This is a genomic window from Mesorhizobium sp. B2-1-3 (assembly GCF_006442495.1).
Classification (GTDB): domain Bacteria; phylum Pseudomonadota; class Alphaproteobacteria; order Rhizobiales; family Rhizobiaceae; genus Mesorhizobium.
This window is the reverse complement of the sequence record NZ_VFWL01000003.1, coordinates 19495-39090: the sequence shown is the minus strand read 5'-3', so window position 1 is coordinate 39090 and position 19596 is coordinate 19495. Positions and strand designations below refer to the sequence as shown.

Sequence of the window (19596 nt, the reverse complement as noted above, 5' to 3'; positions counted from 1 at the left end):
CAATAATGCGTCCGTTAGAGTAGATTTCTGCTGACGGTAACCTCCTCCGGCCCTAGGGTACACCCACAATTTACTCTTTTGCCATCAGGAAAAGGCATAGCACATGTCGCGCCGACTTCCTCCCTTGAATGCCTTGCGCGCCTTTGAGGCGACGGCGCGCAACGGCAGCCTGACACGCGCCGCCCAGGAACTCTCAGTGACCCAGGGTGCGGTCAGCCGCCATCTGCACCAGCTTGAGAACTGGCTCGGCACAACCTTGTGCCTACGGCTCAGGCGCGGAGTAGAGACGACGTCCGAGGGGGCGGCTCTGGCTGCTGTGCTGCGCGTCGCCTTCGACCAGATCGAGGCGCAGACGCGGCGCATTCAGGAAAAACCGGAAGGCAACAGATTGCGCATCAAGCTGCCCCCGACCTTCGCCATCCGCTGGTTCGTGCCGCGGCTCGCCCGTTTTCACGCACTCAATCGGGATGTGGACGTGCAGATCACTACTTCGCACCAGCAGGTCGATTTCGATCGCGAGGAGATAGACGTCTGCATCCATTCCGGCTCGGAGCCTCCACCGGGCCTCTATTGCAGGCGATTGTTCGGGGAGATCGTGCTGCCGGTCTGCAGCCCTGGCCTGATTGGCAGCTCATCGCCTCTCGTCGAGCCGAAGGATCTGGTCCGTTACGTCCTGCTCTGTTCGATGCACAGACCGGATGACTGGCCTGCCTGGCTTCATGCCGCTGGCGTGACGACGGTCGACGGCAATAGCGGCCTCAAATTCGAGAATTCGGCGCTCGCCTACCAGGCGGCTACCGATGAACTCGGCATCGTGATGGCGCAGCGCGCCTTCGTCGAGGACGATCTGCGCACGGGACGCCTGATCGCACCCTTCGGTTTGAGAGTGCCGACGCAGGGCGCTTACTATCTGGTGTATCCGCGCGCGACGCGGCGGACGCTCCTGATCCGCACTTTCGAAAACTGGATTGTGCAGCAGGCGACCGAGTTGGAAGAGGCCGCCGATGGAGCTCGTTGAAGTCGGTGACTTGCTTGAGGTTGGGTGGCGCCGGTCGCAGGGGTTTTGAAATGTGTGGCGCGACCCGATCAATCGCACCGTTTGCCCGTGGCTGTCGGTCCCGGATTTGTGCTGGCTCGAACATTTCCAAAGCCGCTCGCGTAGCCGACCGGACTTGCATCTATTTGCCGGCAACATAGTCGAGCATCGCTTTCGGTGGAACCTCATTAGGGGCCAGTGGCCGGCCGGGGTAGCGCATTAGGCAAAGTTGGATGGCAAAGCCGAGTTGATTGGGTTCACGGCGCCGTAGCTGGTTTTCCAGCAAATCGGCCGGGCGAAAGAGAATAGTGGCGGATCATGCCAGCCGTCGCGACTCGCTGATCGGGCGCATGAATCTGGGCCAGAAGCTCACCGACGATGCTGTGACGATGTTCATCAAACTGATGAGTCGGCTGTTCTCGCAAGCTAATAACCGCAAGAAGCAGCGGCACGTTGGCGGATGGCCTCATGCCTGCTGCAATCGATGCACGCACCCCATGTAGTCGTCAGCCGAGGTGAACTGCCAGTCTATTTTCCGGCTCTTCCGGTCGCCGACGCCGATAGGCTGTGATCTCTATCTCGACTTTCAGTTCGGGCTTTCCCAAAGGCATACACAGTGTCGTGTTTGCTGGATGGATACCGCGGAACTTTTCGGCCACAAGCCGGTTGACGATCTCCTTGTCCTGACGATCGGGCACAAAGACGTGTACGACGACGACATCCTTCGGAGAGGTCCCGACCGAAGCAAGCGCGCCTTCTATATTGAAGAACGCATGCTCGGCACTTCACTCTTGGGCCGTTGCGGGGTTCCCCATCGGCCGAGACGTGGGGCTCGGCCGCAGGAGACGGCATTCCCCTTGCGCATCCGCCGAGGTTTGATCTGCGTCGGGTCGAAAACCGCTTTGCGCGAACTATGCGCGGAGTATCTTGTCCATCACTTTGCCCTTGGCGAGCTCATCGACCATTTTGTCTAAATATCGGATCTCCCGCATTGTGGGTTCTTCGATAGTTTCGATCCGGACTCCGCAAACGACGCCGGTTATCATGGACCTCGATGGATTCATTTTGGGCGCTTGTGCGAAGAAGTCCTCATAGGTCGTCTTTTTCTCAATTTGGCCATTGAGCGCTTTTTGCGAGTAACCTGTCAGCCAACGAATTACCTCGTCGACGTCAGCCTTTGTGCGGCCGTTCTTCTCCGCCTTGGCGACGAGAAGGGGATACACCTTGGCGAAGCTCATCGAATAGATGCGGTGTTTCGTCATTCATCGCCCTCTTGGTGCCAAGTGGTATTTTAGATCATCCCGACGAGGCGCAGGAAACGATAAGTTCACGGCGTGTCGTAGCAGCCTGTTCTTCGGGCGCAAGGTGCCCGCAATCCTTAATAGTGGCGCAGCGGATGCTGCGAATGCCAACGCTACGAAAAGCCGTCGATATAACGATTGATGTCGCCAGGCTCATCCGCGCCGCGAATGTAAAGCAGCGGTGTTTCGACAAAATCTTGAGCTTCTCCCCCCGCCCTGTTCTGGGCAGCTGCGGTGAGAATGCGCGACTACCAATCAAATCCGACGCGAAGGGCATCTGGTCTTGCATAGGCCGCGCATAAAGCGTGGTCAGGGGCAGGTCCCGCCATCGACGTAGATAAGCCCGACATCGGCTGGAGTGGCACGCGCCGTCAAGTGGAGCGTGGATGAGCTGCTCGATGCCGACAGCCGACCTCTCGCTTGCGGCCCCTAATTTCACCTTGACGGAAGAATCGCTCAGTTTTCAGACCCGGACGGAAGTCGCATCATTCTTGCGGAGCCACCCTCGAGGCTTTTCAAAAGATAACAAGCCCGAAGCGCGCCCTCTCATCAGAACGATAACCATTGCGGTGTTCGGACGTTGTGGCCCACTGGCGGGAGAGGTGCTCTCATCGGACCGATCGGGCAAAGCGGAGTTGCTCCGGCTAGAGGAACTGCCCTATGATCCGGTGCGGGGATGGCCGACGGGAATCGGCGGCTGGTTTGTCCGGGCCGGCATGAACCGCTGCAATGCCCGGCTGAACAGCTACGCTTTCGATCAATTGCAGTTGGTTCCGGAAGATCGGGTCGTGGAAGTCGGATTCGGCGGTGGGACGGTACTGCCCCGGCTTCTCCGGGACGCAGTATTCGTCTGCTCCTTGCAGAAATAGATGATTGCTCCAAGAATTTGTCCTTCCGCACCCAAGGCCCATGCCGTCTTGTCATCACCCAACGCGTCCGGGATCGCGCCGTCAGTGGTAACGAGCTTCTCGTTCAGACAGCCAGCATAGGCGTCATCGCCCTCGGAAGTGACGCGCGCCAGCTGAGTATTCACCGCGATCGTGGCAGCACCCAGCCTGGCGGCATCGTCCTGGTACTCGGAATGGAAAGCGTCGGTAGGATGAACGCTCACGTTATCGCGCGCCAGGTCGGGGTATGCCGCCAGCGCGGCCGGATTGCACGTTTCGGAAATCGCCTCAACGATGGACTGTTCGACGCCGGTTTTTGCGGGGGTGATTGTCGAATAAAGCTTGATTTTGAAGGCATCGTAGACGGGCAGGAAGGCCGGGCCGTGCTTCACAAAGTTCTTCTCGATACAGCCGGCCAGCTTTCCGTTCTGGAGCCGCGCGCTGCGCAAAACCTCTGTAGAGAATGCGATCTGAAGATCGGTATCCTGCCTGCGGTAGTTGACAAAGAAGTCGTAGAGGGATGTCGCCCGTGCCGGCGCAAGCGACATGCCAACCGACAGCATGGCAACTATCAGTCGCGCGGCCAATGTACCAGAAGAACAAGGTGGTGCTACTGCTGGCACTTTCTTAGATCCTCACTGACGCTCGGCAGAAGGTTGACCACGGTCGAGTAGTTCCGGCGCGGATCGGACTTCAGGTAAGCGCCTTCAACCGCAGTCAACCGCTGTTCAAGAATAGGACCTGCGCAAGCACAATAAGGCGCCGTCTCGGGTTGGTTTGCAGGTAGGGCCTTCGTACACATCTCGGCTACGCCCAGTCTATCATTTGGAATTCCGCTTGTCGGGTCTGCGAGGAATTCCTCGGCATTTGCAAAAAAGGTTTGCATGTCGGGGTCTTTACAGGAAATGTCGGTGACGAGTTGTCCATCGGCCTCGGCGCGATCCTGAGCGGCCGCGTCTCGGACCATGTCGTTCATGAACTGCCCGGGGTTATTGAGGGCTTTTCCAAGCCACTGCCCCTCCTGCAACAGGAACTCTGCATTGTTGTTCTGAGCATCTTCGCTGGTCCCGAATACGCCCGATCCCAGTCCTCGCTGAAGCACTGCTCGCAATAATTTTTCCGTGAGGGTTCCCGGGCAGGCCTGATTGATCGGCCTGACCATCCCCACGATAGCGGCGAAGGCGTCCGCCTGATCGTTTCTGAGCGCTAAGAAATCGTGATCAAAAATCGCCCCCACAAGCTGCCGATTCTTCAACTCGGGGGAGTGGAAGATCGAAGCCACATTCTGGCCATGGCTGGCTGGTGATGTCCCGGCGACCGCGGCACTGCCCGTCGTATGGGCCGCAAACCATCCGTCGAGGCCGCGCATGTAAGCCTGCCACATGGGAGATGTCATGACGTCGGAATGGCCGGATTGGAGCTCCGCGACGGCGCTCGATATGGTCCCGATCTCGCCGATGTCCGTGGCTTGGGTCACGACGCTCGCCAGCCCGGCCACGACTTGCGGAATTACGCCGTCTATCTCCTGCGAGGCAGATTGCATGGCGGTCTTGTAGGAAGCGAATTCTGAAAATCTCCCGAGCTCGTTTTCGGTCTTGCTCTTCCACTGTTGCAGGTGGCTGAGCGAGAATATGTCCGCCCCGACGTACTCGACATGGGTGCGGCCGAGCGCGATTATCTCCGTCAAATCCGCATTGACGATCCCGATAGCGACGGTCTCAGCCGAAGCGACTTCTGCGGCTTGGTCCGCACTTCTCAGGGCGTCGATCATATCCGCAATGACGCTCAACCTGTCGAGCGGTCTTGGACTGCCTTGCTTTGCCGGTGGCTCCGCATGCACGGCGACGATTGCGATCTCCGCCTCGCGGTCGATCAGGGGCTTGAGCACGGCTTGGCGAACCTGCATCAGCACCGGCTCCAATTGCATCTCGAGCGGCGAGACATATGCCCGCAATTTCATGAAGCCATCGGCCGTCGCACTGAAATTTGCCCCAGCCTGGGCCACCTGTTTGACGCGGTTCTCCACGGTGGAGATGATCGCCAATTCGCCATCTTCGTCACCTAGATGGTTCAAGTACGGAAGTATTATTTTCACCAGCGCGGGGCTGTCGTCGAAATAGAGCGGATGAGCCAGGCACTCGCGCGCAAGCTCCGTCCATCTGAACCAGATTTCCTGGTCTCCTTTCTGTCGCGTATCCAGTGTGGTCAGCGGACGCCCCAGGAACTTCCTGGTCATCGAATCGTGGAATGCGCTGGCGATCAGCAGCTTCATGGGGGGGTCTGTCGTAATGTTCTTGGTCAGGTCGAGTTTAGGCGCGCCAGTTTGAATCTGATGCGACCACGCCAACATGCTCACGCAGAACGGAAGGCCTTGCGCCGGTACATATGCCGGATCGGCTTTAGCGTGCGAGATCGCCTGCAGGACCGCCTCAGGAAACTTCTTTCTCTGCAAACGCACCTCACAGGATGGCGCAAGATGCATCGCCAGCGTGGATCCGCCATCCTCAAGTTCCACGTTCGCGGATTTGGGAAGCGTGACGAAATCATTGTTGCGGATGATGCTCATTTCGGAGAGATCGATGGTGCCGATGGTCAGGTCGTATTTTGCTGCGTATCGCACGATCGTCTGCTGATCTCCCCGCGACATCACATAGGCGGAATTCGCCTTATCGATCGACCCAAGGACAACGAAGTCATACGTCGTATTCTTCGGCGCGCACGGCGCAGTGCCTTCCCAAATCTCCCGATCCGTAGGCTCGACAGCAACTCCGTCCTCGATCGATAGCGTGTCCGCGTTCGTAAGGGCGGGACCGGGACCAGAGGAAAGAGCACTGCCCACTAGTTCGCGCAATTGCGCCTGACGCTCAGGAGGGAAATTGGGCGCGATAAGTTGTAGGAGAGTGATGTCGCTAACAGCAATGGGATGCCCGCCGATTTCTTTCAAGGTTGTCTGCCACCAATCGTCCATTACCTTGGAATATCTTTGCTGCTGATCTGCGGTAAGGAATTGAAAATACGATCTTAACCTTATGTCGTAATTCTGGAAAAATCGGAGATCACGAATGTCCCTTGGCAATTTTTGAATCAATTGAACAAGCACGTCGGCGTTCTGAACGTAAATATCGTTTTGGCTCGGAAGCTTCAGAACCTGCTTGCGAGCGTCCCCCGCCAGTCTTGCAGCAGGTGTCGTAGACGCAGATGCCGCTGTGCTGCCTGGAACTGCCTGCGCGGTGGCACCCAGTTGGGACAGTTCGAAAATCCGCTCCCTGTACAAAGTGGAAACGCATGTCGGAGCGGTGCATTTGTTTCTCTGCTTGATCCAACGTTTCTGAGCAGCCACGAGTTCCGGTGCCTTCCGGCCGTCAATCGCTTGAAAAGCCGCGTACAGTTTCTCGTCCAGATCGGAGAGCAATGCATCAGCACAGATCATGCGCTCGACGGAAAGTCTCGCACGAGAACAATCAAAGCTTGCTCCTGCAGCCTTTTGTGGCGCATCCAAAAGGAGAGCGGCGGCTGCGACGCAGAGCGTCATAAAAATTCGCATAGCCGCCCTCCGGAAAAGTGTCGTTCCAGCACAACCACTGCCGCAACCGCCATGCCGCAGATCGGGATCGGTTGCCTGCAGAAGGATGCTCCCGCCCAAACCTCCGCGCCACCTGATACCCAGAATCCCGCAGTATCGACGTACAAATCCGATTATAGGCAAGGCAGGATAGCCTCGGTCATCTCACGTATCGACACAAGTACGCCTTTCGGAGAGCGACTCTGTCCGACGAGCGAGGCAAGCTCCCTTGTCTTGGTTTTGATCTGCGTTCGGAAACCCTGCTCTCTTGCAGCTAGTCTTGACTTCTCCGCAGCCGCGCGAGTTCTCGTCTCATTGCCAAAAATGCCCGCTTGCCCAGCGCGCGCAAGTTGTGCACTTGAGACTATCTTGGCTAGTCTCGTCAGTGCCGGCGGCGACCTCGTCTGGGTCCACACCACCCTGTCGTTTTCGAGCCTTCGTAGCTATTTCGTCTTTCGAGGATCGTCGGCCGGATTGATGTACTTTATGCCCCACGGGCCGTTAGTGGTGAGCTGGAGCACCGTCTCTTCGTCGAAATATGCAAAATGCGCCATGCCTGGCGGCAAAGCGAAGTAGCTGCCCGCAGGAATTGCTTTGACGGCGCTACGGTTGGCGGTCTCGCCCATGCCAAGATTAATGGTTCCCGATATTACTGTGTCAACTTCAAGCCCCGGATGCGTATGGGGCGCGATCGCATACCCAGCCGGCTATTTGAGCCGAAGGGCAAACGGACCTTCCTTGGCCGGATCGCCGTACAGGATTGCCAACTCTGCTCCAGCAGGAAGCGTTTTGGGGCCCGGACCCCACTTAACCTCGCTGGGAGTGGTCACAGTGTGCGCGTCCTCGGCCGAAGCAAAGGGGGCGATTGCGCAGGATATGATCCAGCCGACTGCAAGTAGCGATGCAACTTTCATGGTAGCCTCCCGTCTAGGCGGGCTACCCATTCCGGCGGCGTGCCGGGTTGGGCTCGCCAAGGTCCGCGCGTCACACCTAGGCAAGCGATTTGTCGGCTCAGTATAACCGCTGCCCTTGGCGAAAGCGCATGCGAGTCTCGCGCATGCGCTTCACCCAAGGGAATTTTCGAGCACGCTTCTCAAACGATATTGACGTGCCGCGTTACCTGGCCATTGCTCTCCCAGTATGTGTGCTTTTTTGCAATCAAAGGATCGTCCATAGCCGGTTGAACTTGCCCCTCTGTACTGACCGCCCGCGAGGTGACGCTGTGCTCCCCGGCGGAGGGCTTGGGCCAGTTGACCGACCATATCTTCCAAGCAAAGTCCGCCTTGTCCGTCTCATCGATGGCCGCCAGCATCCACGGCCCATCGTCGACTTTCACCTCAACCCGGTCGATCGGCGCGCCCCAGGCGGCCCCGACAATGCGATAGTCATTGCCGATATGAGTGACCCGGGCCGGTGCCGATTTCAGCCGCGCCCGCCCGACAGAAGTCTCCACCCATACAGTCTCGCCGTTGTGGTCCTCCTCGCGCCGTGTGACGTAGTCGCGTCCCATGAAACGGTTCTCGAAGCGCTGGTCGCGCACATCGATACGCTGTAGCCATTTCGCATTCGCGATCCCATACCAGCCAGGCGCTATAAGCCGCAACGGGAAGCCATTATCAGGCGGCAAGGGAGTCCCGTTCATCTCGTAACAAAGGATGTTTTTGGGATCCATGGCGTCGGCCAGCGACATGCTGCGGGCGCCCCATTTGTTGTCGTGGCGAGGGTTGCGGCTCGGAATCTTCCGCATCACGCCTTACACTCGGTTTGCGGTTCAACAAGCTCCGCCACAGGCGAAATGGACAGGACGGATACGATTGAACGGCAATGACCGTGGAATCGGACCCCGCATTTCGCGTAAAAGGGGATACTCGTGTGGTTGTGTTGGAATTTCATGCGAGTGTCGTTCCAAGTACCTGAAAACGCTTCCATCCGGCCACGCTGCAAGTTGGCGGCTATCTGAAGCCAGCTTTAAAAGCCATTTAGGATCCACGGATCGGTGTCGTATCCGAGGCGCGGCTTTTCCGGCGTTGTTCCATCCGGCAATTTGGCCGTGCCAGTCAAACCGCAGTCCAGATCTCTCACCGGCTTCTTGGTCGAATGCTTCGTAGAACACAGGGCCGCAGCATCACCGACCACCACTTTCTTCTCCTTGGCAAAGGCACCACCAGTCGCAGCGATCACGATCGCCGCGAAAAATATTGCTACTCTCATCGGACTTCCCCACCGGTCGCGCATCCCCGAGATGCCAAACATTACGTCAAGGCGGGCTGCTCTTCCATTTCGCGATGGCTTTTACGCTAAGCTCGTCCGCTGCCGAAACCGCACCGCGCCGCCAGTGGTGCGTCCACAGAAGCCCGCCGCCTATTGGGAGCATCGGCAACGGGGCAGATAGGCGGACCGGTGTCGAAGGGCCTGAAAAGAAAAGGCCGAATGGCTCAAGCCAGGCCTTGTCGGTCGGGTCAAATTCTTCAAGGGTGAAGAAAAAGCTTCGCCCGCGCGAAACTACTGGATTAAAGGGAGACGTGAATGGCGGTTGCGAAAGAGGTACCTGGATGACCGCCGTCGGAAAACCGGTCCTCTACCCAGTCACGGAAACGGAGTTTGTGGCGAGTCTGATCAAGCACGCCAGTGATCAGCCGACGGTACAGTTTCTGCAGTACACCTATAGGGTCCAGCAAACGCTCGACCAGGATATCGAAAATTGGGAAGAGCCCGCCGAGGGCAAGGTCGATCAAACGATCGAATGGCTCCAGGAGCGCAACACCAATCCCGACGTCGTGATCACGCCGGATAATTATCGCATCTACGCCCGGAGCCTCGCGGTAAACCTGCTTTTCGTGATCAGTAACGACCGTCCCATCCAGCAGGACCACCGGGTCGCCAATGAGAGCAAATGGGAGGAGAGGCAGCAGGGCGAATATTGGCGATGCGTGGCGATTTGCTCGACCGGCTGGCGGGAGACTTAGAGCGGCTTGCCGGCGCGGAGCATGGTGCGCGACAGCCAACTGTGCTTCCGTCCTGGCGTTCTCTTTCTGGGTCATTTTATCGACCGCGATGAGCCGTCGTTCGCGGTCGTGTAAGCGTGCGGGTTGCGTGCACCGATGACCGCGAACAAGGTGGCGAGGAGGGCAAGCCCTCCGTACCCGACGGCTATTTGCGGCAGCGAGAAAGTGTTGGACAGCTTGCCGGAGATGAGGCTGGGGAAGGCGGCGCCGCTGTAGCAGAGGAGATAGATCGCGCTGAAGATCGGTGCGCGGTCGGCTAGCGTGCTGCCGCGCAACAGACCGCGTGTCGCGGCGCTGATGGCGATGCCTTGGCCGGCGCCCGCAAGGATGGTTGCGATGATGAAAAACACAAGTGTGCCGGCGGCGATCGCCGTGATGACGCCGATCATTCCGGTCAGGAAGATGACCATTCCGACGCGTTGGGCGACCGCCGATGTGAACCGGCCGCCGATAGGAGCGCCGAGAACGCTGGGCGTCATATAGGCGGCGAACACCAATCCGAGAATGAGCGGGCTGCGGGTCTGGAGTTGATCTTCCACCAGCGCAGGCACGAACGCTTGGTAGAAGGCTCCGGTCGCCCAGGTGGCCAGGAACACCGCTGCCGCCACAGGGAGCAGATGCCTAACGTGGGCCGGTACGCCCACCCGAGGCAACAGCGATCGCCAAGCGCCCGGGGTCAGAGTTGCGGTTTCCGGGCTGATTGAGATGAGTCCACCAGACAGCAATAGAAAGCCGACGCAAACCAGATAGATGAGGTCGCGTGGCCAAGGGCCGAACTGGACCAAAGCACCGGAGGCGATGGCGCCGACAGTGAGGCCCAGCATCGGTCCCTGGCTGGAGGCGACGGAGGCCAACCATTCTGGCCTGCTGGGCGCGGCGTCGACGATGTAGGAAGTCAGGCTGCTGCTGGCCAACCCAGTGCCGACACCCACCAGGAGCCGACCGGCCAGCAGGATTTCGATGTCGCGCACATTCAGCAACAGCAGACAGCCCAGCAGCAGCAGACCGAGGCTAGCGATCGAAGTGAGCCGGCGGCCCAGATGATTGGACAGACGTCCCAGCACCAACAGTGAGGCGATAGTGCCGATGGCGTACGCCACCACGGCCATAGAGATGCCGGCGTTGGTGAACCCGTCCTCCGCCCGGTAGGTGTTGTAGAGCGGGATTGGAGCGGCCGCTACGGCAAAGGAAGCGACCAGGGACACCATGGCGGATATGAAAGCCAGCTGGCGCATTCCGCCCCGGCGAGCCTCATTGATCACTGGTGGCACGTCTTGCACCGAGCCGTGCATTTCTGCCTCACGCAATTGAGCTTTGTCCGTTCCAGGCTGCGCTGCGCGTCACTCGAGAAGATCTGCGGAAGCGATAGGCATCGATTGCAGCGAGGAACGAAACCTTCCACTAGCCGGTGCATATGGTTTTCTTAGCGGCGCAGAAGAGCGCTGCGACAATCGTCGCCCTCAAGCCGCCCTACGCCTGTCCGCTCCCAAATGCGTCGCGGCTGGCTCCTCAGGCGCGTTAAAGACCGACGTGGTGAGTAGGACAGCGGCAGCGAGGACCCAGTAGTACCAAGCGTCGAGCCCAGCAAACTTGAAGGCGAACGGTGCGATGACAAACACGACGCCAACGGCCCGGTCGACCCAAAGATGCAGCCAGTAGGGAATGATATGGACGAGCCCGGTGGGATGGTCGGTAAGGGCGGGCAAGAGTAGCGCCGCGACACCGACAACAACCGAAAGCCACACCGCGATCGGTCCGCTCTGGCCGAGCTTCAGCACAAACGGTGCTGCGATCAAGACGACAGCGACGGGATAATCGATGAGGTAGGCGTGCATAGACTTGGTGATGAAGCGGAACGACATTGGTGACTCCTATGGCTTGTTTGCTTGGGCGGGTCCTTGCGACGTGGATAGCGCATCATCTAAGAGGGCGATCACGACGCCTTACGCTAGCGGCCACTCCATGCGTCTCTCGGGTCAGCTCGGTTAATTGCACAGAGCTATCCCGAAAGGCTGACCATTAGAAATGCCGGGTTGTTATCGTTTCCATTCCAGTCGCCCGGCGCGCCATGGAAGCGTTAATGCGGCGTAGAGCGTCGGCCGACAGTAAGTGCGGAGTGCACTTCAGGCGCACGACGTGACCGTGCTTCAGACCTTACGTCATCAGCTTATTCCCTAGCCACCCCACAAGAGCCGGATCACTTGCCGCGCGTTATGCCGGGGTGCTTGCCTTCAACATTCGGCGTCGCAGCCGTCAGGCGACCTCTTCGATCACGAGGTCCCTTCCATTGAACGAGACCGTGTCACCGGCGCGCTTGCCTTCCAACTCAGCATAGATCGGCGCTTGCGTGGAGATGCCCATAATTTCGTTGCCGTCGCACGCAAATTTGGCCGTCGGCACGGCAACAACGAAAAACCGACCGTGTAGCTTCAGCATTGCGCCTTCTTCGACCTTGCTCTTTGGTCCGAAGTCTATCGTCGAGCTTCTCGATCTTGTCGGAGTGCGAGTGAACAGTGTCGTCGAAGGCTTCAGACAGGTCGCTTGCGAGCTCCGCCTGCGCTTGTTCATCGTATTCGATCGGCTCACTTCTATCCAGCCGGGCGCTCGCGACATACTCCAGGTATTTTTCTCTCGCGCTCTCGAGGTCGCGCGCCTCGAGCGACAGCATTGTTTGCTTCACGATCTGCTTATTCATCTCACGTCGTTTTAAAGGAGGCGCCGCGGGCCGGCGCTGTGGTGACAGTGTCGGCAAGCCCGACCACTGCGCGCTCATTCGTTGTCGGGAACGTCAGCCCCCTGGTAAGGGATTCTCTCAACCCTGGAATCTCGTAGGATGCTGGCGACCAGACAGACGTAGGATTGCTTCACCGTGTCGAACCCGAGCATGGAGGATGACTGCCCTAACGGACACGGGGGGAAGTCAGGAAACCCGATGCGCAGCACAAACCGCTCGGGATCCCGATCGAATTCCTCCTTAAATATCTTTCGCAGGCCATATCGGCTCGCTATTTAGTCTCCGTTGTCGTGACGTGTGGGGCGGTTCGCGTTTAGCTGTTCGTCAAGCCCCCGCGAGCGCTCCTGGTCCAAGGCATCAAAGGTATCGATCAACAAGCCCTTGCTGCCGCCCCCCCTGTCGGTGATCGCATAGATGTTGGAACCGTCTCCCGCTTCGGGCGGGCTCTCGAACCTTATCGCGCCATCAACGCGGGCGCCGCCGCCACCTACGGGCTTCTCGGCAGTCAGGTCGTAGAGTTGGCCATCCTTATCCGGTATTTGTGGTCGTAGCCGCGTCTCAAGAGATCTGAAACAGCCACGACCATGTCCCTCGCGTCGAGGTTCATCTACATCCTCCTAGATTTTCGCCGCTCAGGCGGCAAAATATATCGGTCACAGGAACAGACCCGCGAACGCGACACCACACGACAAGTGGTCCCTAGACACCCCGCACCGAACGCTAAGTTTCGTAACAGACGTTGGGAAATGCAGTACTGTTCTGGTTTCCATTCTCGCAATTGCGGCCGGATGAGATCCGGTCGCCTCTGGTCTAGCCGTCGGCCGCGACGTAGTTCGACGGGAAGAGCGCACGCATCGTTTCCTCGTCGTTCACCTTCTTGAACTCGTGATCCGTTCCGACCGCACGCGCCCTCGCGACGGCGGGCCGACCATCGATTGCGGCGAACCAGCGTTTGACGTTCGGGAACGGCGCCAAGGGATCGTCGGCGCCCTTCATCACACGTGAGGCACGGTCTATCCAGCCCCAGGCGGACATGTCGGCGATCGTGTAGTCGGACCGGACGATATAGTCGCGGCCGACGAGTTGACTGTCGAGTACGCGATAGTGGCGCTCCACTTCGCGGCGATATCTGTTGACGGCGTAGTCCAGGCCGTCGGGAGCCGCAAACTGGAAATGCACAGCCTGTCCCGAGAAGGGCCCCAGGCCTGTTGCTAGGAAGAAAAGCCATGACAAAAGCTCACCCCGGTCGGCGGGCTGACCAAGGAAGCGGCCTGTTTTCTCGGCCAGGTACAGCAGAATTGCGCTGGAATCGAAAACCCGCACCTTTTTTCCGCCTGGGCCTTCTGGGTCGACGATCACAGGGACCTTGCCATTGGGATTGACGGCGCGAAATGAGGGCTGGTGTTGTTCGCCTTTGCTGGTGTCGACCGGCACCAGCTCATACGTTAGCTCAGACTCCTCCAAGAACAGGGCCACCTTGGCTGGATTGGGCGTAGGGTGGAAATAGAAGCTGATCATCGCACTCACCTTCAGGATTTCACAGACTGCGCACAAGGGCCGGGCGCCGGGTCGACGGAGCCACTGGACCAAGCCGCCGACGCCACATTGCCAATGCGTTCGTCCCTACGGAAGTGCCGCTGCATTATCGATTTCATTCCCGACCGCCTGACGCCTACACTCGATCGCGACCGGCACCACGACCTGCAGCCCTCGGCGAGCATCACCTTCGCGCCGGGTCCCGACGCCACGCCCGCGGCGCGGACGTCTCCTGACCCGCCCCCGATCACGAACAAGGTCGACATCGAATTCCACTTCACCGGAAGGCGCTGAAGCGGCGGGCGCCAGTCTCGACGCGGCTGGAGGTCACTGCAATTCGTCCGTGTCGCTCAACTCAGGCATCCGATCCATTCTGTGGGCGGTCGAAATGCGTGCGCTGACCGTATTTGTCCGCGCACGCCGATTTCCGCCTAGACCAGAGCTCACTCTGGATATGAACGAATGTGAGTCCTGGCGAACACGCCGCCGCTTCAGACTCGCGCCATCGTGTTTTGAACTTTCGGCTCAGTGCATCCGTCGATGATCAGTGCGGCTGCGCCGCCTCGCGCAAGAACCACGCGCGCTTCTCGGCGGCGTCTATGTACCCTTCGAGAAGGCTTGCCGTCGCAACGTCGTCCAACTCGTCGCAGAGCTTGTGCGCCAGCCGCATCGAAGCCGCCAAGGCCAAGTTGCCCTCCATGAGCTCGGCGAGCATAGCGACCGGTGCAACGCCATCGGCATCGTTGTCCGCAATGGTTCGCAGCCGCGCCGCCTGCCCAAGCGAGCGGATCGTCCTGCTGCCGGCCGCGCGGACGCGCTCCGCGAGTGGGTCGATCAGGTCGAGAATGTCGCTCGCCTGCTCGTCCAGCATGAGGTGGTAATCCCGGAAATGGGGGCCGCTCACGTGCCAGTGGAAGTTTTTGGTTTTGAGATAGAGCGACAGAGCGTCAGCAAGGAGCTGGTTGATTTTTGCCGCGAAGGTCGCAATCGAGTTTCGCACCGCCGGCTCGTCTCGCTCGCCGTTCGGCAGCTCTTGGACATTTGTTGTCATGTTGGCAGCCCTTTCATTGTCTTTGTACGTGGGAGTCCCTGGCGTGCGTGGAACGAGCGGGGAGGGCGCGTGCTCGTCAAACCGCCGGTTAGGGCGACGATCGCTTTATTGACGTTCTCGAGCGCATAGCCGCCGACCTGTTCGAGCGATGTGGAAGGTCCGGCATTTCGTCAGGCGCCACGCCGCACGCGACGATCCCAGGGCGGGGGGACGCAAACGCCTCGATCAAGTCGACTCGAGCAGCTTATGATGAGCCGTCTTCCACTGACGGAGTGTTGCCGTTCGATGTAGGCTTGCAGCCAAGTCATGCACGACGGGCGCGAGGCCCGTCGCCGATCAAGGGCTTCGGCCTAATGGTTCGCGCCGCCTAGCGGCTTTAGGTTCGCACAAAATTCCGCGTAAGGCTTGCTCATTGCCTCATCTTGGCACTCTTTCATCATCGCGTCCTGATCGCTCTTCGACATGCTTTTCCACGCGGCCTCGAATTCGGCCTTGGGCTTCATCGTTTTCATTCCTGCATCATTGAAAAACGGCGCCATCATCGCTGGCGAGTCGAGAGCGCCTGCGAAAGCCCCGCCACCAAGCGTTGAAAAAGCCAATGCTCCGAACAGAATGGGTCTCAGGTTCATTAGTAGGTGTCCTTCTGGTTTGCGGGAGTTCTTCTGCAATGTGTGTTTGCCCAGGATCGAAAATTGCGTTGTTTCTGGCGCGCTCAGATTTCGCCCGAAGCCGCCAATCCAGGCCAATGAAAACGTTGTATGGATTTCATGCCGGTCGGGAATTGTAGGCGACGAATTCTTCCACTTTCGCCAAAAGCAAATGATGTCAGACAAAGATCACGCTCATCAGATACCGGCGGTCAGCCTTCAAAACCGCCCAAGCCGCTTGTAAGTTCGTTCTCCGCTTTCCACGTAGCGAGCTGCACGTCAGAGCCGGTCGTGGAGGCGCCCTGTCGGAGGCTGGGTAGCAGGACTGTCCGTGACGACCTCATCCCGGCCGGTTATCGATTGGATGTCCGCTTTCTATGATCTTACCATGTCGGCGACCGGTACTCTCACTACGGCGTGTGGCCGGTCAGAGGAACTCCAACATGGCGACGGAAAAGGCGGTGTTGGCTGGTGGATGCTTCTGGGGCATGCAGGCCATGTCCCGGCGAGTGCGAGGCGTGGTCTCGACACGCGTCGGCTACACTGGCGGCGACCTCCCCAATCCGACCTACGGCAACCATCAAGCGCACGCAGAGGCAATCGAGATCATCTTCGATCCCGCGGTGGTAAGCTACCGGGCCATCCTTGAACGCTTCTTCCAGTTTCACGACCCGACAACCTACGAGCAGGAGCGACTTTGGACCAAGCTAGCTGCCATCTTCTACCCCCGACGAACGGCAGAAGGAGACGGCGCTCGCGACGGCCGCAGAAATCGATGTCTCTGGGTTGTGGCCCGGTCCTGTCACGACTGAAATCAACTCCGAGGAGCGGTTCTGGCAGGCCGAGGCCGAGCACCAGGACTACCTGCAACGGCACCCGGGCGGCCAAAGCTGCCATTATCCGGCCAAACTGGCGACTGCCGTCGGCTCGTGCATGCCAGGCGACGCGGACCGTCGAGGGACCGGAGGACTGAGGCGCCTTCCAGGAGCCTGCCATATCCCCTTGTGCCCGAACCTAAACGAGAGGGTCGATACCCGCAGCTCCCAGCTCGGCTATATCGGCCTCAAATTCAACTAAGCCTTGTCGCGCGCCAATGACCTCTCGCAACTCGCTCACTACTGATGTGCCTGGAGCTCGTTTCCAGGCTTGAAGGCATCGGCTGTTATCGTGCGTCGCGCCACCACCTCACGAGTAATCACCGCCGCTCTGCTGAGTGAGGTTACCGAGATAGTCGCGCTTCCCAATAGCCGCACCGAGCCGCCTGAGGATCGCGTGAGCAATCGAGATGTGGAAGAAGAAGTCAGGCAGAACCAGGTGCCGGATATAGTCGTCGCCGCCGTACCACCCGCGCACGATAGGCGGCGTCAGCTCGTATGTGTGGGACTGCGCGCCGGCAATTTCCTCCGGCTGCACGTTTTGTAGAAAGCCGCGCGTCTCAACGAGCCGCCCCTTCAATGCTGGATACATCATCGCCGTGGTGCGGGGTGCCGGCGGGTGGCGCTGCATCAACTTCGCCATGTGCGCGTCGACCTTGTTGCAGCTTACGGAGAACTGTCCTCCGAAAGACAGCATGCTGGGCGTGAGCCGTTCGCCAAGGATCCTCCCGGGATCGAATCCCTTGCTCCGCTCGAGCGCTTGAGCGTGGTCGAGATAATCATCCATCACGTTCAGGCCATGTACCATGACAGGGACAGTGATGTCATAGACCGAGAAGGACACGCCAATCTCCATGCGCTCGTTTGTACTTTGAACGTCCGTCGGACCCGAAAGGTCGCTGACGGGAACGAGTGGTCACAATAAGCCCATCAATCTTCCGATTTAGCCACGCCAGTCTGCCGGACTCGACATTGGCTCGGAGAAACCGCCGCAGCAGGTGAGCGCCTACGCGTGCGGCAGGCTGGAGCCGCTCCGCTGACCTGTGCGAGCGCCACTGCGGTGCCGGCGACCGGCGCAATGGCAACGCCCAGGCTGACAGTCCTCGGTAACTTCATTGGAGGTCTCCTTTGTCGCTCGCTGAAGACACTATGACTTGGCTGGCGAATTCAATCGCTTTGGAGGCGGCCACGCATCGCGACCGGGCGAATGGACGTCAGCATCCGACTCAACCGACGAAATTAGAAATTCCTTTTGGATATGCATTTGATAGGAATGGGATATCGTTGTCCAAAAGCTCCGGTCGCAACCGGCGTCGCGTCGGTCTTCGATCAGCCGTCGAGGAACGCACCGTACTCAGGGTGCGGCGCGGCGTAGGAAGACATGAAGGGGCACTTCGCGATCGCTCTTTTGCCGTCGCGTTGCAATGCTTCGAAAACGCCATGCGCCAGCCGCGATCCGTACCCAGGCCGGACAGCTCTTATGACACCAATGTGTGCAGGACGACCCCGCCGTCTTCGAATCTAGAGGCAATGCAAACCGGCTCATGGCGGATTGTCCCGGATCTCCCTTTTCACCTTCTGTCTCCTTGCTCATCAGCCTAACAAAGTTAGCAGCCAATAGGCGGTGGTCTGCCGGCAGACGGCGAGCGAAGCGTGTGCCTGGAAGCACGGCGATCGAATAACGCGGCGCAACGCCCCACCGTCAGGACGTTGGCAACGCGGGCCACGAAGACGCTTCGCAGCTCATAAGGCAATTTCTATCGACCGCTCTAGGACATCTCGGATCGCGCCGTTATCCATCAAGACCCATTGAGGAACTCCTTGCCACAAGCTTGCGGAGCCGCATTGTTTGGAGCCACTCCCTCGAATGGTGCATCGTCCGGTATGGCCCCCATGCGGACGAATCGGCTCCCGACCGTCACCCTGCACTCACGGCGACAGGAACGGTATGACCGGTAAGGATTAAGGCGTCGGCTGGCTGCGTGCATCGATCGGCACGTGTCTCTCACGGGCGAACGCGGATGACCGTTTTCCCCGCGCGTCGTTCGGTCGAGTTGAAGGCGGCGATCGCCTCGTCGAGGGGCGCGACTTTGCCGATGTTCGTCCGCAGCCGTCCGTCCCGCACCCGCTGGACGATCTCGCTCAGCTGGGCACGATCGGCTTCGACGACGAAGTCGACCGCCAGGCCCTCCACGGGCCGCGTCTCGGCCGGGCCGACGACGGTCACCAGCGTGCCTCCGGCTCGGATCAGCGCCGCGGACCGCTTCTGGATGTCGCCGCCGATGACATCGAACACCAGATCGACTGCGCGCACGTCTTCCAGGGTGTCGTTCTCGAGGTCGACGAATTCGTTTGTGCCGAAGTCGAGCGCCTTCTGGCGGTCGGCAGAGCGTCCGGTGCCAATAACGTAGGCGCCGGCCTCTCGTGCGAGCTGCGTCACCATCGACCCGACGGCGCCGGCCGCACCATGCGCAAGGACGCTCTGCCCCGCCTGAAGACGGCCGTGCTGAAACAGTCCCTGCCACGCGGTCAGGCCCGAGATCGGCAGGCTAGCGCCCACCGTGAAGTCGATATCGCCCGGCAATGGCGCGAGGTTGCGCGCTTCCATGGCTACATACTCCGCCAGGGTGCCGTCGCGATACCAATCGGCGAGGCCGAACACCCGCTGGCCCACCGACAGTCCCGTCGTACCGTAGCCCAGGGCGGTGACCACTCCGGCCAGTTCGTGCCCGGGGATCGATGGCGTCCGGTCGCCGTCGACGCGATCGGTCCAGGTCGAGGGCCACGTCAGCTCGGTCGGGACGAACCCCGACGCATGGATCTCGACGACGACATCGTTTATCGCCGCCTGCGGCTCGGGCCGCTGCACCAACTTCATCCCGGCCGTTCCTGCAGCCTGGTCCGTCACTACGATCGCTTTCATGGGAATTGTCTCCTCGGGTCTTTTGTCTGCTTAGCGGAA

Annotated in this window: 14 protein-coding genes and 4 pseudogenes; 3 read left to right on the top strand and 15 right to left on the bottom strand. The window is 59.5% G+C overall.

The window, feature by feature from the left end; translation table 11 throughout:
- Window positions 1–103: 103 nt before the first annotated feature.
- Complete coding sequence (gene gcvA, locus FJ973_RS07230; protein ID WP_140522762.1) at window positions 104–1018, top strand: transcriptional regulator GcvA; 915 nt, start codon at window positions 104–106, stop codon at window positions 1016–1018.
- 169 nt (window positions 1019–1187) lie between these two features.
- Here gcvA and FJ973_RS07225 read toward each other — a convergent pair.
- From FJ973_RS07225 to FJ973_RS07180, 7 genes and pseudogenes are all read right to left on the bottom strand, one after another.
- Window positions 1188–1356: pseudogene (locus FJ973_RS07225) on the bottom strand (DUF4158 domain-containing protein); the annotation flags it as partial.
- A 591-nt stretch (window positions 1357–1947) separates the two neighbouring features.
- Entirely contained in the window at window positions 1948–2298 is a 351-nt protein-coding gene (locus FJ973_RS07210) for a DUF2200 domain-containing protein (protein ID WP_140522758.1), read from the bottom strand.
- A 796-nt stretch (window positions 2299–3094) separates the two neighbouring features.
- Complete coding sequence (locus tag FJ973_RS07200) at window positions 3095–3787, bottom strand: hypothetical protein (RefSeq protein WP_140522756.1); 693 nt, start codon at window positions 3785–3787, stop codon at window positions 3095–3097.
- A 47-nt stretch (window positions 3788–3834) separates the two neighbouring features.
- A complete protein-coding gene (locus FJ973_RS07195) occupies window positions 3835–6768 on the bottom strand; it encodes a lysozyme inhibitor LprI family protein (protein WP_140555410.1) in 2934 nt (977 codons plus the stop codon).
- Between the two features lie 461 nt (window positions 6769–7229).
- Window positions 7230–7700: pseudogene (locus tag FJ973_RS07190) on the bottom strand (cupin domain-containing protein).
- 179 nt (window positions 7701–7879) lie between these two features.
- Window positions 7880–8491 (bottom strand): annotated as a pseudogene (locus FJ973_RS07185) (molybdopterin-dependent oxidoreductase); the annotation flags it as partial.
- 263 nt (window positions 8492–8754) lie between these two features.
- Window positions 8755–8997, bottom strand: coding sequence for a hypothetical protein (locus FJ973_RS07180; RefSeq protein ID WP_140522750.1), 243 nt, complete (start codon window positions 8995–8997; stop codon window positions 8755–8757).
- Between the two features lie 341 nt (window positions 8998–9338).
- On the opposite strand from FJ973_RS07180, the gene FJ973_RS07170 reads away from it, so the two are divergent.
- On the top strand, window positions 9339–9752 hold the full coding sequence (locus FJ973_RS07170; RefSeq protein ID WP_140501470.1) for a hypothetical protein: 414 nt from the start codon (window positions 9339–9341) through the stop codon (window positions 9750–9752).
- A gap of 71 nt (window positions 9753–9823) precedes the next feature.
- Here FJ973_RS07170 and FJ973_RS07165 read toward each other — a convergent pair whose 3' ends face one another.
- From FJ973_RS07165 to FJ973_RS31710, 6 genes are all read right to left on the bottom strand, one after another.
- On the bottom strand, window positions 9824–11098 hold the full coding sequence (locus FJ973_RS07165) for an MFS transporter (RefSeq protein ID WP_224656239.1): 1275 nt from the start codon (window positions 11096–11098) through the stop codon (window positions 9824–9826).
- A gap of 153 nt (window positions 11099–11251) precedes the next feature.
- Entirely contained in the window at window positions 11252–11653 is a 402-nt protein-coding gene (locus FJ973_RS07160; RefSeq protein ID WP_140522749.1) for a hypothetical protein, read from the bottom strand.
- A 391-nt stretch (window positions 11654–12044) separates the two neighbouring features.
- Window positions 12045–12227, bottom strand: a complete 183-nt coding sequence (locus FJ973_RS31225) for a hypothetical protein (RefSeq protein WP_224656240.1) — start codon at window positions 12225–12227, stop codon at window positions 12045–12047.
- A gap of 1108 nt (window positions 12228–13335) precedes the next feature.
- Window positions 13336–14043, bottom strand: coding sequence for a glutathione S-transferase N-terminal domain-containing protein (locus tag FJ973_RS07145; protein WP_140522747.1), 708 nt, complete (start codon window positions 14041–14043; stop codon window positions 13336–13338).
- Between the two features lie 562 nt (window positions 14044–14605).
- On the bottom strand, window positions 14606–15112 hold the full coding sequence (locus FJ973_RS07135) for a DNA starvation/stationary phase protection protein (protein WP_140501480.1): 507 nt from the start codon (window positions 15110–15112) through the stop codon (window positions 14606–14608).
- A gap of 350 nt (window positions 15113–15462) precedes the next feature.
- Entirely contained in the window at window positions 15463–15945 is a 483-nt protein-coding gene (locus tag FJ973_RS31710) for a hypothetical protein (RefSeq protein ID WP_318013163.1), read from the bottom strand.
- A gap of 257 nt (window positions 15946–16202) precedes the next feature.
- Between FJ973_RS31710 and msrA the strand changes: the two are divergent.
- Window positions 16203–16732: pseudogene (gene msrA, locus FJ973_RS07125) on the top strand (peptide-methionine (S)-S-oxide reductase MsrA).
- A 212-nt stretch (window positions 16733–16944) separates the two neighbouring features.
- On the opposite strand, the gene FJ973_RS07120 reads toward msrA, so the two are convergent.
- Both FJ973_RS07120 and FJ973_RS07115 read right to left on the bottom strand, forming a co-directional pair.
- On the bottom strand, window positions 16945–17478 hold the full coding sequence (locus FJ973_RS07120; protein WP_181165396.1) for a DUF1993 family protein: 534 nt from the start codon (window positions 17476–17478) through the stop codon (window positions 16945–16947).
- Between the two features lie 1161 nt (window positions 17479–18639).
- Window positions 18640–19557 carry an NADP-dependent oxidoreductase gene (locus tag FJ973_RS07115; RefSeq protein ID WP_140501484.1) on the bottom strand — a complete coding sequence of 306 codons (918 nt, stop codon included), beginning with the start codon at window positions 19555–19557 and terminating at the stop codon, window positions 18640–18642.
- Window positions 19558–19596: the final 39 nt, after the last annotated feature.

Bases quoted from the DNA above. Each gene is read 5' to 3' on its own strand.
- gcvA (WP_140522762.1), top strand. From the start codon at position 104: ATGTCGCGCCGACTTCCTCCCTTGAATGCCTTGCGCGCCTTTGAGGCG.
- FJ973_RS07210 (WP_140522758.1), bottom strand. From the start codon at position 2,298: ATGACGAAACACCGCATCTATTCGATGAGCTTCGCCAAGGTGTATCCC.
- FJ973_RS07200 (WP_140522756.1), bottom strand. From the start codon at position 3,787: ATGCTGTCGGTTGGCATGTCGCTTGCGCCGGCACGGGCGACATCCCTC.
- FJ973_RS07195 (WP_140555410.1), bottom strand. From the start codon at position 6,768: ATGCGAATTTTTATGACGCTCTGCGTCGCAGCCGCCGCTCTCCTTTTG.
- FJ973_RS07180 (WP_140522750.1), bottom strand. From the start codon at position 8,997: ATGAGAGTAGCAATATTTTTCGCGGCGATCGTGATCGCTGCGACTGGT.
- FJ973_RS07170 (WP_140501470.1), top strand. From the start codon at position 9,339: ATGACCGCCGTCGGAAAACCGGTCCTCTACCCAGTCACGGAAACGGAG.
- FJ973_RS07160 (WP_140522749.1), bottom strand. From the start codon at position 11,653: ATGTCGTTCCGCTTCATCACCAAGTCTATGCACGCCTACCTCATCGAT.
- FJ973_RS31225 (WP_224656240.1), bottom strand. From the start codon at position 12,227: ATGCTGAAGCTACACGGTCGGTTTTTCGTTGTTGCCGTGCCGACGGCC.
- FJ973_RS07145 (WP_140522747.1), bottom strand. From the start codon at position 14,043: ATGATCAGCTTCTATTTCCACCCTACGCCCAATCCAGCCAAGGTGGCC.
- FJ973_RS07135 (WP_140501480.1), bottom strand. From the start codon at position 15,112: ATGACAACAAATGTCCAAGAGCTGCCGAACGGCGAGCGAGACGAGCCG.
- FJ973_RS07115 (WP_140501484.1), bottom strand. From the start codon at position 19,557: ATGAAAGCGATCGTAGTGACGGACCAGGCTGCAGGAACGGCCGGGATG.